A 13,378-nucleotide genomic window follows, 5' to 3' on the forward strand; every position below is an offset into this window, starting at 1 on the left:
CGACCACCCGTTCCCAGGTGCCCCGGGACTCTCCGGCCGCCCCCGCCTCGACGGCCCGGGTCCGGGTGCGGGTGAACCGCCTCGTCCTCTACACGGTCCTCGTCGCGGTCACCGGACTCTTCCTCGGCCCCTTCGGATGGCTGGTCCTCTCCGGTCTGAAGACCCCGGCCGAGCTGGCGGCCTCACCCGTGCACTGGCTGCCCGCCGTCTTCCAGTGGGACAACTTCGCCGACGCCTACCACCTGATCGACTTCCTCGGCTACGCCCGCAACTCCCTGATCATCGCCACGATCTACGCCACGCTCATCACCCTCAGCTCGGCCTGGGTCGGTTACGGCTTCGCCCGGCTGACCGCACCCGGCAAGAAGACCCTGTTCGGCATCCTCGTCGGCTCGATGATGCTGCCCCAGATGATCACCCTGCTGCCGACCTACCTGATCTTCGCCAGGCTCGGCATGGTCGACACCTACTGGCCGTGGGTGCTGTGGGGCCTGTCCGCGGCGCCCTATCTGGTCTTCCTCTTCCGGCAGTTCTTCGCCGGCCTGCCCCGCGAACTGGAGGAGGCGGCGATCGTCGACGGCTGCGGCTATGCCGCGATCTTCTGGCGGATCTTCCTGCCGCAGTCCTGGCCGGTCCTCTCCGCGAGCTTCATCATCGCCTTCACCTGGAGCTGGGGTGACTACATCGCCCCGCAGCTGCTGCTGTCGTCCGACCGCTCCACGCTCGCCGTCGCCGTCATGAGCAGCTACGTCACCTCGGCCGGCACACCGGTCACCAACCTCCAGGCCGCCGCCTCGGTGATGTACGTCGTACCCGTCCTGCTGATCTTCCTGGTCGCCCAGCGCGGGTTCGTCGCCGGCATGTCGACCACGGGTCTCAAGTAGCGCCGCCGTCCCACCCGACACCTGTCGCCCCTTCACTGGATCGGAGTTCCCCATGAACACGCCCCTGTCCCGTCGTACGGCCCTTCGGGGGGCCGGCGCCACCGCGCTCGCCGCCGGTTTCACCCACTCCACGGCCGCGGCGGCCCGCGCGGAGGAGACCTCGGGCGGGCGGCCCCGGCTGGTGACGTACCCGGTGCCGGCCGGTGCCCCGGTCAAGACCGACAGCTTCACCGTCAAGGTCCGCTCGCGCGGCGGCCGTTGGCAGACCCTCGGGGTGTACCGGCCCACCCTCGCGGAGATCGACCCCGCCACGGGCAGAAAGAAGCAGTTCGACTCGTCCCTCGCCTACTTCGACTTCTCCGGCGAGGTCGAGGTCGAGGTGACGTACATCAAGGGCGGTGTGGAGCGGGTGCGGGTGCGGCCGGACTCGTACGGCATCACACCGGAGGTGCGCGCCGACACGCTGCGGTTCAGGCTGGACCGGCCGCGGAAGGTCGTCGTGCAGATCAACGACGACCTCTTCGACTGCCTCCACCTGTTCGCCCGTGCGGTCGAGCCGCGGCGGCCCAGGGAGAACGACCCCGACGTCCTCTACTTCGGTCCCGGCGTCCACACCACCCCCGACGGATACCTCGACGTGCCCTCCGGCAAGACCGTGTACGTCCACGGCGGCGCCGTCCTCAAGGCGACCGTCCGTTTCAAGGACGTACACGGCGCCCGGCTCGCCGGCCGGGGCGTGCTCGCCGGCACCGCGGCGGGCGGCGTGCTCGTCGAGGGCTCGACGGACATCTCCGTCGGCGGCCTGACCATGCTCAACCCGAACGGCTACGCGGTCCAGATCGGCCAGTCCGCCGACGTCTTGCTCAGGGACATGGCGGCGTTCAGTTCCAAGGGCTGGGGTGACGGCATCGACGTCTTCTCCAGCACCGACGTCACCATCGACGGCGTGTTCATGCGCAACTCCGACGACTGCATCGCGATCTACACGCACCGCTGGGAGTACTACGGCGACACCCGGAACATCACCGTCCGCAACTCCACGCTCTGGGCGGACGTCGCCCACCCGGTCAACGTGGGCACGCACGGCAACACCGCCGCCCCCGAGGTCCTGGAGAACCTCGTCTTCGAGAACCTCGACATCTGCGACCACCGCGAACCCCAGATGGGCTACCAGGGGTGCATCGCCCTCAACGCCGGCGACAGCAACCTGATCAGGAACGTGCGGGTCGACGGGGTCCGCGTGGAGGACTTCCGCTGGGGCCAGCTCATCCACATGCGGGTCATGTTCAACACGAAGTACAACACCTCGGTCGGCCGCGGTATCGAGAACGTCCACGTCAAGGACCTCTCCTACACCGGCAAGCCGCTCGCGACCTGCATGCTGCTCGGCTACGACGCCGACCACCCGGTCAAGAACGTCACCTTCGAGAACCTCGTGGTCAACGGCACGGTCGTCGCGGACTCGATGAAGAAGCCGACCTGGTACCTCACCACCGACTTCGTCCCGATGCACGTCAACGAGCACGTGACGAACCTGAGGTTCCTCACCACCGCCGAGGCCGAGGCGGGCACCGCGTCATGAGCGTCCCGGCGACCACCCGCCGCGGCTTCCTCGGCGGCACCGCCGCCCTGCTGCTGGCGTCGGGCGCGAGCGGAGCGCTCGTGCCCGGCCCCGCCCTGGCCGTCGGCGGCCCGGCCCGTTCCCGTCCCTTCACCCACCCCGGACTGCTGCACACCGCCGACGACCTCGCCCACATGAAGGCGGCGGTCGCCGCCGAGCAGTCACCCGTCCACGACGGCTACCTGGTCCTCGCGGCCCACCACCGCTCGAAGGCGACGTACACCGTCCGCAACACCGGACACATCACCTCCTGGGGGCGCGGCCCCGGCGACCATGTGAACGAGGCCGTCAACGACTCGGCCGCGGCCTACCAGAACGCCCTCATGTGGTGCGTCACCGGGCAGCGGGCACACGCCGACAAGGCCCGCGACATCCTCAACGCCTGGTCCGCGTCGCTGACCACGATCACCGGCGCCGACGGACCGCTCGGCGCCGGACTCCAGGCCTTCAAGTTCGTCAACGCGGCCGAACTGCTGCGCCACAGCGGCTACGACGGCTGGACCGCGGCGGACATCGCCCGGTGCGAGCGGTCCTTCCTGGACGTCTGGTATCCGGCGGTGTCGGGCTACACGCTCTACGCCAACGGCAACTGGGAGCTCACCTCGATCCAGACGATCCTGGCCATCGGCGTCTTCTGCGAGGAGCGCACCCTCTTCGAGGACGCCCTGCGCTTCGCCGCCGCCGGCGCGGGCAACGGCAGCGTCCGCCACCGCGTCGTCTCCGTCACCGGCCAGGGCCAGGAGGCCGGCCGCGACCAGGGCCACGAGCAGCTCGCCGTCGGCCTGACGGGCGACGCCGCACAGGTCGCCTGGAACCAGGGCGTCGACCTGTGGGGCTTCGACGACAACCGCATCCTCGCGGGCGCCGAGTACGCCGCCCGCTACAACCTCGGCGGCGACGTCCCCTTCACCCCCGACCTCGACCGCACCGGCAAGTACCTCAAGACGGCCGTGTCGTCGAAGGGCCGCGGCACCCTGCCCCCGGTCTACGAGATGTACTACGCCCACTACGCCGGTGTCCGCGGCCTCGACGCCCCGCACACCCGGGCCGCCGTCTTCCGCGGCGCCGACGGCGCCCGCGTCGTCGAGGCGGGCAACGACGACCTGCCCGGCTTCGGCACCTTCGCCTACGCCGGCACCAGGGCCCCGGCACCGAGGGTGCCCACGGCCCCCGCGGGGGTGACGGCGGTGGGCGGCGACCGCGAGGTCACCGTGGCCTGGCTGCCGTCCGCGGAGGCGACGGCGTACACCGTCCACCGGGCCGAACGCCCCCAGGGGCCCTACGAGGAGATCGCCTCCGGGCTCGACGAGCCGGCGTACACGGACACCCGCCCCCCACGTCCCGGCCGGACCTGCTACTACACCGTGACCGCCGCCAACTCCCTCGGGCGGGGCCCCGTTTCGAGCCCGGTCGCCGCGACCGCCGGCCTCCCCGGCCCCTGGGCCTGCCGTGACGTCGGCGAGGTGCGGATCCCGGGCTCCGCCGCCTTCGACGGCGAGCGCTTCGTCCTGGAGGCGAGCGGCACGGGCGACGGCCACCACCTGGTGTACCTGCCGGTGCGCGGCGACGTCACCGTCACCGCGCGGATCGTGTTCCCGCTCAGCTCCCAGTACGCCAGGATCGGCGTCGCCCTCCGCGGCTCGCTCGCCCCGGACGCCGCGCACGCCTCGATGCTGATCCAGGGGCTGCCGCTGCACACCTGGAGCGGCGTGTGGACCGTACGCCCGAGAGCCGGTGCGCCCGTCTCCGCGACCGGCAGCACTCCCGTACCGCCGTCCCAGCGGCGGGCGATCACGGTGGACGCGTCCTTCCCGATCTCCGATCTGGGCACGCTGCCCGACTCCGCGACCCCCATCGAGGCCCCGTACGTCGAGGGCGCGGGCGACGGCTACCGCCTGCGGGCGCCGTACTGGGTCCGGGTGACCCGCAGGGGCCGCCGCTGCACCGGGGCCGTCTCCCCGGACGGCGTCCACTGGACCGGGGTCGGCACGACCGAGGCCGACCTCGGTCGCACGGTGTACGCGGGCCTCGCCCTCAGCTCCTGCCTGGGCGTCGACGAGGAGTACGCCGAGACCGGCACCGGCGCCTTCGACAACGTCACCGTGGAGTCCGCGACCGGCGCGGTCTGGTCGGTGCCCCGTCCCGCCCGCACCGTGAGCGGCCTGCGCGCCGCCTCCGGCTCCGACGCCGTGGAGCTGGCCTGGACCGACCCGGACCCCGGCGCCCGGTTCACCGTGCTGCGCGCCACGGCCGCCGACGGGCCCTTCCGGACGCTCGCGACCGACGTCGGTCCCGTCGGCTTCGGCACCCGGGTGCGGTACGCCGACGCGACCGGCAGACCCGGGACGACGTACCACTACGCCGTCGCGAAGACGAACCGCTCCGGTCGCGGCCCGCGCTCCGCGCCCGTGTCCGCCCGCATGCCTCACCCGGCCGTCCCCGCGCTCGCCCCCGCCACGACGGCGTTCGCGAACAAGGGCGTCGCCTTCCGCCACCTCCTGCGCGCCACGCACGAGCCCGTACGGTTCACCGCCCACGGCCTGCCCGACGGCCTGCGCCTCGACAGGCGCACCGGACTGGTCTCCGGCACGCCCACGCGCACCGGCAGGTTCGCCGTCGAGACCACGGCGGGCAACGCGGCCGGCACCGGCGCCGGCACCCTCGTCCTCACGGTCGGCACACCGCCGCCCGCCCCCTGGACGTACGGCGACCTGGGCGACGTGGTCCTGGACGAACGCGCCTTCGCCACCCTGGGCGTGGTCGCGGTCCGCACGCCCGGCAGTACGGCGTACGAGGACGGCACCTTCGTGGTACGGGGTGCCGGGACCGACCTCGGCGTCAACAACCAGGGCATGACGGGCCAGTTCGTACGGCGCCCCGTCACCGGCGACTGCGAGGTCACCGCCCGGCTGGTCTCCCGGACCGGTGCGCCCGACGACCGGGTCGGGCTGCTGATGACCACGTCCCTCAACCCCTTCGACCGGGCGGCCGGGGCCATCGTCACCGGCGGCACCACCGCCCAGCTGATGCTGCGCCCGACGGTGGCCGGGAAGTCGGCCTTCACCGGCGACGCCGCGGTCACCACTCCCTGTCTGCTGAGGCTCAGGCGCACCGGGAACGCCTTCGCCGCCCACGCCTCCACCGATGACGGCGCCACCTGGACCGTGCTGGCCTCCGGCGAGATCCCCGGGTTCGGTGACGCCCCCCACTACGTGGGCCTCGTGGTCTGCTCCCGCGGTCCCCTGGTCCACAGCACCACCACGTTCGAGAGGGTGAGCATCGCCCAAAACCGACACTGACAGGACGGGAGACGCACAGCGATGAGCCGCACTTCCCCCCACAGGAACCACGACAGCGCACTGAGCCGCCGCCGCCTGCTGACGGCCGCCGGCGCGCTCGCCGCCGCAGCCGGAACAGGCGCCGCGTTCACCGGCGCCGCGGGCGCGGCACCCACGGCCTTCACCCACCCCGGCATGCTGCACAACGCCGGCGACATCAACCGCGCCAGGCTCCGCGTCGCCGCCGGCACGGAACCCTGGCTGTCCGGCTGGCGCAGGCTGACCGCCAACCCCCACGCCCAGTCCACCTGGACGCCCCGCCCGACAGCGACGGTCATCCGCGGCGGGACCGGACAGAACTACGCCCTTCTCTACAACGACATCGCCGCCGCCTACCAGAACGCCCTCCGCTGGCGAGTCGGCGGCACCGAGGCGAACGCCCGGTGCGCCGCCGGGATCCTCAACGCCTGGTCGTCGACGCTCACGACCGTCACCGGCAACGCGGACCGGTTCCTCGCCGCCGGCATCTACGGCTGGCAGTTCGCCAACGCCGCCGAACTCATGCGGGACCACCCCGCGTTCGACCTCGCGGCGTTCCAGCAGATGATGGCGAACGTCTTCTACCCGCTCAACAACCAGTTCCTCATCCAGCACAACGACGCCTGCATCACCAACTACTGGGCCAACTGGGACCTGTGCAACACGGCCTCGGTCATGGCCATCGGCATCCTCACCGAGGACCGCGCCAAGTACGACCAGGCCGTCGCCTACTTCACGTCCGGCGCCGGCAACGGATCCCTCGCCCACGCCGTCCCGTACCTGCACACCGACACCGACGGCCACGCCCTGGGGCAGTGGCAGGAGTCGGGCCGCGACCAGGGCCACAGCGTGATGGGCATGGGCCAGATGGGCGCCCTCTGCGAGATGGCCTGGAACCAGGGCGACGACCTGTACGGCTACGACGGCAACCGGTTCATGAAGGCCGCCCAGTACGTCGCCAAGTACAACCTGGGCCAGGACGTCCCGTTCACCCGGTACACGTGGGGCACCGGCCAGAACTGCGCCCAGCAGTCCCACACCGTCGTCTCGCCGGCGAGCCGCGGCCAGGCGCGCCCCGTGTGGGCGATGCTCCACTACCACTACAACCGGCGTAGGTACCTCGACGACACGTACGTCTCCCTGATGTGCTTCTCCGTCGCCCCCGAGGGCGGAGGCGGCGACTACGGCTCGGCCAGCGGCGGCTACGACCAGCTCGGCTTCGGCACCCTGATGTACGCCAAGTAGGCCCCGCGACGAGGTGGGCCTCCTACGGTGTCGGAGCCCACGCGGGGAGCAGCCCTTCGCCCTTCAGATCGTCCCAGACGGCCGCGGGGACGGGGCGGCGCATGACAGCGACGGCGTCCTCGACTTCTTCGGGGCTGCGGGCGCCGATCAGGACGCCGGCCACGGCCGGGTGGGCCGGCGGATAGTGCAGGGCGGCCGCGCGCAGCGGAACGCCGTGCCGCTCGACGACGGCTCGCAGCCTCATGGCCCGGGACAGGACGTGGGGCGGAGCCGGCGCGTAGTCGTAGCGCGCGCCGGGTCCGGGGTCGGCGAGCAGACCGGAGTTGAAGACCCCGCCGGCCAGGACCGAGACGCCGCGCTCGTGGGCGGCGGGGAGGAGGCCGGTCAGGCCGCTGTGGTCGAGCAGGGTGTGCCGTCCGGCCAGCAGGACGACGTCGACGTCCGTGTCGGTGACGAAGCGGGTGAGCATGTCCGTCTGGTTCATGCCGGCCCCGATCGCCCCCACGACCCCCTCGGCGCGCAGCCGCTCCAGCGCCGGGTACGCCTGGTGGAAGGCGGCCTCCGCGTGGTCGTCGGGGTCGTGGAGGAGAGCGACGTCGAGGCGGTCCAGGCCGAGTCGGATGAGGCTGTGCTCGATGGACCGTCGGACGCCGTCGGCGGTGAAGTCCCAGACGCGTGTGTGGCCGGCGGGGACGGCGAAGCCGTGGGCCAGGTCGTCCTCACCCGGCCGGTCGTGGGGCACGAGGATGCGGCCGACCTTGCTGGAGAGGGTGTAGTCGGTGCGGGGCCTGCCGGCCAGGGCGCGGCCGAGGCGGCGCTCGGACAGGCCCAGGCCGTAGTGGGGTGCGGTGTCGAAGCTGCGGATTCCCGCCGTCCAGGCGGCCTCCACGGTCGCTGCGGCCTGGTCGTCGGTGATGGCCGTGAACAGGTTGCCGAGGGCCGCCGTGCCGAGGGTGAGGGCGGTGACGGGGACGGTGCTGCGGCCCAGGGTGCGGGTGTGCGGTGCGGTCACGGCGCCCTCACCTCCGCTCCGGGCGCGGGCGCAGTCCCTGCATGCCGCCGTCGACGGCGAGTGCGGTGCCGGTCACGGAGGCGGCCGCGGGGCCGGCCAGGTACGCGATGGCCGCGGCGACTTCGTCGGCGGTGACCAGCCGGCCCATGGGCTGGCGTGCCTGGAGCGCGGCGCGTTCGGCGGCGGGGTCCTCGGCGGCGTTCAGGAGGCGGTCGATCCAGGGGGTGTCGGCGGTGCCGGGGTTGACGCAGTTGACCCGGACGCCGTCACGCAGGTGGTCGGCGGCCATGGCGAGCGTCAGGGAGAGCACGGCGCCCTTGCTCGCCGAGTACAGGGCGCGCTGGGGCAGTCCGGCCGTCGCGGCGATGGAGCAGGTGTTGACGATCGCGGCGTGAGCGGATCGCCGCAGGTGCGGCAGGGCGGCCCGGGAGCTGCGTACGAGGCCGAGTACGTTGACGTCGAACACCTGGTGCCACTCGTCGTCGTCGTTGTCCTCGACGGTCCCCCGGGCTCCGATGCCCGCGTTGTTGACCAGGATGTCCAGCCCGCCGAAGTGTTCCACGGTGTCGGCGACGGCGGCGCGCACGGAGGCGTCGTCGGTGAGGTCCGCGCGCACGCCGCGCAGCGGGGCCGGCAGGCCGGTGGTGTCCAGGTCCAGGACGGCGACCCGGGCCCCCCGCGCGGCGAGGAGACGGGCGGTCGCCGCTCCGATGCCGGAGGCTCCGCCGGTGACGAGGGCTCTGAGTCCCTGGAGTTCGAGTGTGCTCACTTCGCTCCGTCCTCGGGGTCGGTGGCCCAGACGGGGCCGTCGGGGTAGGTGTGGTCGGCGGCCGAGCGGGCGTGGAGGCGGGCGCCGATCCCGGGCGCGGTGGGAGCGAGGTAGTGGCCGTCACGGATGCGCACGGGGTCGGTGAAGTGCTCGTGCAGGTGGTCGACGTACTCGATCACCCGGTTCTCGGTGGTCGCGGAGACGGCGACGTAGTCGAACATCGACAGGTGCTGGACCATCTCGCACAGGCCGACACCGCCGGCGTGGGGGCAGACGGGGACACCGAACTTGGCGGCCAGCAGCAGGACGGCGACGTTCTCGGTGACGCCCGCGACGCGGCTGGCGTCCAGTTGCAGGATGTCGACGGCGCCGGCCTGGAGGAGCTGCTTGAACATGACCTGGTTGTGGCAGTGCTCACCGGTGGCGACCTTGACCGGTGCGACGCCCCGGCGGACGGCCGCGTGCCCCAGGATGTCGTCGGGTGAGGTGGGTTCCTCGATCCAGTACGGATCGTGGACGGCCAGGGCGGCCACCCGCTCGACGGCCTCCGCCACGCCCCACGCCTGGTTGGCGTCGAGCGCGATCCGTACCCCGGGCCCCACCGCTTCACGGGCCAGGCGCAGGCGGCGCTCGTCGTCGGCCGCGTCGGCGCCGACCTTGAGCTTGATCTGGGTGAAGCCGTCGGCGACCGCTTCCTCGGACAGGCGCACCAGTTTGGCGTCGGTGTACCCGAGCCAGCCGGGGGTGGTGGTGTAGGCGGGATAGCCGTGCTCCAGCAGGAGCCTGGTGCGCTCGGCGCGACCGGGTTCGGCGGCGCGCAGGATCTCCAGGGCCTCGGCCGGCGTGAGGGCGTCCCGCAGGTACCGGAAGTCGACCAGCGCGACGAGCTGTTCGGGGGTCATCTCCGACAGCAGTCGCCATACGGGCTTCTGCTCACGGCGCCCGTACAGGTCCCAGGCGGCGTTGACGATCGCGGCCGCGGCCATGTGGACGACTCCCTTGGCCGGTCCGAGCCAGCGCAGTTGGCTGTCGCCGGTCAGGCGTCGGGAGAAGGCACCGAGGTCGCTCAGGAGCTCTTCGACGTCCAGACCCACCACCAGGGAGGAGAGGGCCTCGATGGCGGCGACCTCCACCTCGTTGCCCCGGCCGATGGTGAAGGCCAGGCCGTGGCCCTCGCCGCCCTCGCTGGTGCGGAGGGTGACGTAGGCGGCGGAGTAGTCCGGTTCGGGGTTCATGGCGTCCGAGCCGTCGAGCGCGCGCGAGGTGGGAAACCGGATGTCGGCGGCCTCGACGGCGGTGATCACTTCAGGCACGGCGGTCACCGTGGACGGCCGTGGTCCGGAACGGGGCGTGCGTCATCGTCGGTTCTCCTCGGTCGTGGGGCCGAACTGCGGGACGGCAGCATTCATCCACGCACAGAGATCGGATGTATTCAAGAGGGTCACCCTCTCCCGTGTGGCGTACGCCCTCGACACGTCGGCAACATGACACTTTTGTCCCGCCGTTCGCAGAAGGCTCACTCGCTGACTCACACCAGCCACCTTGGGCCCCGTGGAGACATTGGATGTCACGGGCCCGGTCCTTGGCCTGCCGGGCCGGCCCCCGAGCATGGTCCGGCCGCCCGACCCGGCCTCACGCGGAACCCGGGCCCGGGGCGCCCCGTATCCTGAACCGTGTGCTGCCGAGCGTGGATATCGCGGGTGAGGCACTGAGCAGACATGCCCCGGCCTCGCGACCGGGCCCGGCACCGACGGGTGCCGCGACTGCCCGCCGGCCGCCACACTCCCCGTCGGCGCCCCGCCGGGCATCGTCCCCCTACGCCGGCTTCCCCTGGTCCAGCCGGACCGGCCACCCGCGTCTCCTGGTGCGTACGCACCACGTCCGGGGGCCGGGCCAGTCCGTGGCCGTGCTCGCCGTGGTCATCGCGGTTGCCCTCCCGGGCCGGGGACGGTGCGCAGCCGTGCCGCCGCGGCGAGGTCCGGGCAGCCGGCCAGCGCGAGGGCCGACTCCAGTTCCTCGCCGAGCAGGTGGAGCACCCTGAGCACGCCCTGGTGCCCGCCGGCCGCCAGGCCCCACAGCACGGGGCGGCCCAGCAGCACGCCGTCGGCGCCGAGGGCGAGGGCCTTCAGGACGTCCGTACCGCTGCGGACGCCGCTGTCGAAGAACACCTCGCACCGCCCCGCGACCGCCTCGGCCACGGCGGGCAGGGCGTCGAGTGCGGGCAGGGCGCCGTCGAGCTGGCGGCCGCCGTGGTTGGAGACCACCAGCGCGTCCGCACCGCAGGCCGCGGCGCGTTCGGCGTCGGCCGGGTCCAGGACGCCCTTGAGTACCAGCGGCAGCCGCGTGTGTTCGCGCAGCCAGTCCAGGTCTGCCCAGCCGAGGGACGGGTCGACGACGTTGGCGGTCTGCGCGGCGACCGCGCTCACGCCGCTGCCGGCGGCGCGCGGCACACCGTCGGGGCGGGGACCGAAGTGCACGGGCGACACCCCCTCGGGCAGGGTGAAGGCGCCGCGCATGTCGGCCGCCCGGCGTCCCATCCTCGGCGTGTCGACGGTCAGCATCAGCGCGCGGCAGCCGGCCGCCTCCGCGCGCTTCAGCAGCTCCTCGGTGTGGCCGCGGTCGCGCAGCCAGTACAGCTGGAACCAGGTGGCGGCGCCGGTGGCGGCGATGTCCTCCACGGCGGTGCTGCTGAAGGTGCACGCGGTGAACGGGACACCGGCGTCCCGGGCGGCGCGGGCCGTGGCCAGTTCTCCGTCCGGGTGCACGGCCCTCTGGTACGCCATCGGGGCCACGGCCACCGGGAGGGTGCTCTCCGTGCCGAGCAGGGTGCGGGTGGTGCCGACGGACGAGACGTCCGCGAGCACCCGGGGAACGAGGTGGAGCCGGTCGAACGCGGCGCGGTTGGCGCGGAGCGTGAGTTCCGCGCCCGCCGCCCCGCCGACGAAGCGCTCCACGGCGGTGGGCAGGACCGCCGCCGCCAGAGCCTCCGCGTCGGCGGGGGTGAGCAGGCCGGCGAGTGCCGGGTCGGTCACGCGGTCTCCCCGTCGGTGGTGGCGGCGGCCTCGTGCTCGGCCTTCTCCGCCTGTACGGCGTCGTACAGCGCGCGGACGTTGCCGCCGCCGAAGCTGTCCGCTCCGGCGCGCTCGATGATCTCGTAGAAGACCGTGCGCCGGGGATGGACGGTCCGCGTGAAGATCTGGAAGAGCTGGCCGCCGTGGTCCTCGTCGGCGAGGATGCGGCCCTTGCGCAGTTCGGCGATCGAGTGGCGGTTCAGCTGGAGGCGCTGCTCCAGCCGGTCGTAGTACGTGTCGGGGGTGCCGAGGAAGACGATGCCGCGCTCGAGCATGCGGTCGACGGTGGTGATGATGTCGGTGGTGGCGAAGGCCAGGTGGTGCACGCCGCCGCTGCCGTGCCGCTCCAGGAAGTCACCGATGTGACCGGCGTCGTGCTCCGGGCTCGGCGCGAGGACGGTGAAGGTGAGGTCCCCGGCGGGGCTGCGCACGGCCTTGGAGTCCATGGCCTCGGTGCCCTGGACCATCAGCTCCTCGTACACGGACTCGTAGCCGAAGACCCGCTCGTAGTAGCCGGTGCTCTCGGCCAGCCGGCCCATGGGGACGCTGACCGCCACGTGGTCGAGGACCGTCAGGCCCACCGGAGCCGGCTCCCCGGAGGCGGCGGACCGGGCCACCGGCTCGAAGCCGGGCAGCGGCACGGCCGTGTCCGTGTGGCCGGCGGGCCGCTGGACGAGGGTGTGGCGTACGTCGTCGAAGCCGGCGGCGATGGCGGCGGTGACCCAGCCGTCCCGCTCGGCGGGCTCGGCGAGGGGCGTGGCGGAGCGGGACACGGCGTCGGCGAAGGCCTCGCGGGCGTCGCGGGCGGTGAGCGCGATGTCGGCTATGCCGTCGCCGTGCCGTGCCACGTAGGCGGCGGCCGGGTGGCTGTCGTCGAGCGCCTGGGTCACCACGAGGACGATGTCGCCCTGGCGCAGGGCGAGGGAGCGGGAAGCCCCCTCGGGGCCGCCGCGTTCGGCGGTGGCGCAGACCTGGAAGCCGTAGCCGTCGGTGAAGGCCGCCGCGGCGGCCTCGGCGTCGGTGACGTACAGCTCGACGTGGCCGACGCGCAGGGAGGCGGCGGGTGTGGTGTCTGTCATGTCGTTCTCCTCACGAGGTGTTCCGGGTGTTCCGGGTGTTCCGGGGCAGGAGGGGCTCGGGGTGGTCACTGCTCGGCCATGGCGTCGGCCAGGCTCTTGGGCCGCATGTCCGTCCAGTTCTTCTCGACGTGGTCGAGGCACTCCTGACGGCTCGAGGCCGGGAGGGCGACGGTCCAGCCGGCGGGGACGTCGGCGAAGACCGGCCAGAGGGAGTACTGCAGTTCGTCGTTGACGAGGACCAGGTACTGGGCGTCGTCGTTCTCGAAGGGGTTGGTCATGGGGGTGCTCCGTACTGGGGTGGGTGGGGTCGGCCGGACAGGGGTTCAGGGGGTGTGGGGGCGGTCGGTGCCCGCCAGTCGTTCCGCGACGGCACGGCCGAT

The 13,378-nt window shown here is 72.7% G+C and carries 10 protein-coding genes; 4 read left to right on the forward strand and 6 right to left on the reverse strand.

The window, feature by feature from the left end; all coding sequences use genetic code 11:
• Positions 1-17: 17 nt before the first annotated feature.
• From KUM32_RS02755 to KUM32_RS02770, 4 genes are read left to right on the forward strand one after another with little or no spacing between them, the layout of a single operon-like run.
• Positions 18-884: a carbohydrate ABC transporter permease gene (locus tag KUM32_RS02755; RefSeq protein WP_217140148.1), complete on the forward strand. Its 867-nt coding sequence runs from the start codon at positions 18-20 to the stop codon at positions 882-884.
• A gap of 52 nt (positions 885-936) precedes the next feature.
• Positions 937-2,466 (forward strand): glycosyl hydrolase family 28 protein, encoded by a 1,530-nt coding sequence (locus KUM32_RS02760; protein ID WP_217140131.1) that lies wholly within the window; start codon positions 937-939, stop codon positions 2,464-2,466.
• Positions 2,463-5,804: an alginate lyase family protein gene (locus KUM32_RS02765; RefSeq protein WP_217140132.1), complete on the forward strand. Its 3,342-nt coding sequence runs from the start codon at positions 2,463-2,465 to the stop codon at positions 5,802-5,804. The genes KUM32_RS02760 and KUM32_RS02765 overlap by 4 nt, the downstream gene beginning before the upstream one ends.
• A 21-nt stretch (positions 5,805-5,825) precedes the next feature.
• A complete protein-coding gene (locus KUM32_RS02770; RefSeq protein WP_217140133.1) occupies positions 5,826-7,067 on the forward strand; it encodes an alginate lyase family protein in 1,242 nt (413 codons plus the stop codon).
• A 22-nt stretch (positions 7,068-7,089) separates the two neighbouring features.
• Here KUM32_RS02770 and KUM32_RS02775 read toward each other — a convergent pair whose 3' ends face one another.
• The 6 genes from KUM32_RS02775 to KUM32_RS02800 form a co-directional block, all read right to left on the reverse strand.
• Positions 7,090-8,079 carry an aldo/keto reductase gene (locus KUM32_RS02775; RefSeq protein WP_217140134.1) on the reverse strand — a complete coding sequence of 330 codons (990 nt, stop codon included), beginning with the start codon at positions 8,077-8,079 and terminating at the stop codon, positions 7,090-7,092.
• Positions 8,080-8,086: 7 nt separating this feature from the next.
• Positions 8,087-8,848 carry an SDR family NAD(P)-dependent oxidoreductase gene (locus tag KUM32_RS02780; RefSeq protein WP_217140135.1) on the reverse strand — a complete coding sequence of 254 codons (762 nt, stop codon included), beginning with the start codon at positions 8,846-8,848 and terminating at the stop codon, positions 8,087-8,089.
• On the reverse strand, positions 8,845-10,161 hold the full coding sequence (locus tag KUM32_RS02785; protein WP_217140136.1) for an enolase C-terminal domain-like protein: 1,317 nt from the start codon (positions 10,159-10,161) through the stop codon (positions 8,845-8,847). The genes KUM32_RS02780 and KUM32_RS02785 overlap by 4 nt, the downstream gene beginning before the upstream one ends.
• A gap of 606 nt (positions 10,162-10,767) precedes the next feature.
• Positions 10,768-11,880: an alpha-hydroxy acid oxidase gene (locus KUM32_RS02790; protein WP_217140137.1), complete on the reverse strand. Its 1,113-nt coding sequence runs from the start codon at positions 11,878-11,880 to the stop codon at positions 10,768-10,770.
• On the reverse strand, positions 11,877-12,998 hold the full coding sequence (hppD, locus tag KUM32_RS02795) for a 4-hydroxyphenylpyruvate dioxygenase (protein ID WP_217140138.1): 1,122 nt from the start codon (positions 12,996-12,998) through the stop codon (positions 11,877-11,879). The genes KUM32_RS02790 and hppD overlap by 4 nt, the downstream gene beginning before the upstream one ends.
• A gap of 65 nt (positions 12,999-13,063) precedes the next feature.
• Positions 13,064-13,276, reverse strand: coding sequence for an MbtH family protein (locus tag KUM32_RS02800; RefSeq protein ID WP_217140139.1), 213 nt, complete (start codon positions 13,274-13,276; stop codon positions 13,064-13,066).
• Between the last annotated feature and the right edge of the window lie 102 nt (positions 13,277-13,378).

The organism is Streptomyces sp. AC627_RSS907, from assembly GCF_019049165.1.

Bases quoted from the DNA above. Each gene is read 5' to 3' on its own strand.
- KUM32_RS02800 (WP_217140139.1), bottom strand. From the start codon at position 13,276: ATGACCAACCCCTTCGAGAACGACGACGCCCAGTACCTGGTCCTCGTC.
- hppD (WP_217140138.1), bottom strand. From the start codon at position 12,998: ATGACAGACACCACACCCGCCGCCTCCCTGCGCGTCGGCCACGTCGAG.
- KUM32_RS02760 (WP_217140131.1), top strand. From the start codon at position 937: ATGAACACGCCCCTGTCCCGTCGTACGGCCCTTCGGGGGGCCGGCGCC.
- KUM32_RS02770 (WP_217140133.1), top strand. From the start codon at position 5,826: ATGAGCCGCACTTCCCCCCACAGGAACCACGACAGCGCACTGAGCCGC.
- KUM32_RS02765 (WP_217140132.1), top strand. From the start codon at position 2,463: ATGAGCGTCCCGGCGACCACCCGCCGCGGCTTCCTCGGCGGCACCGCC.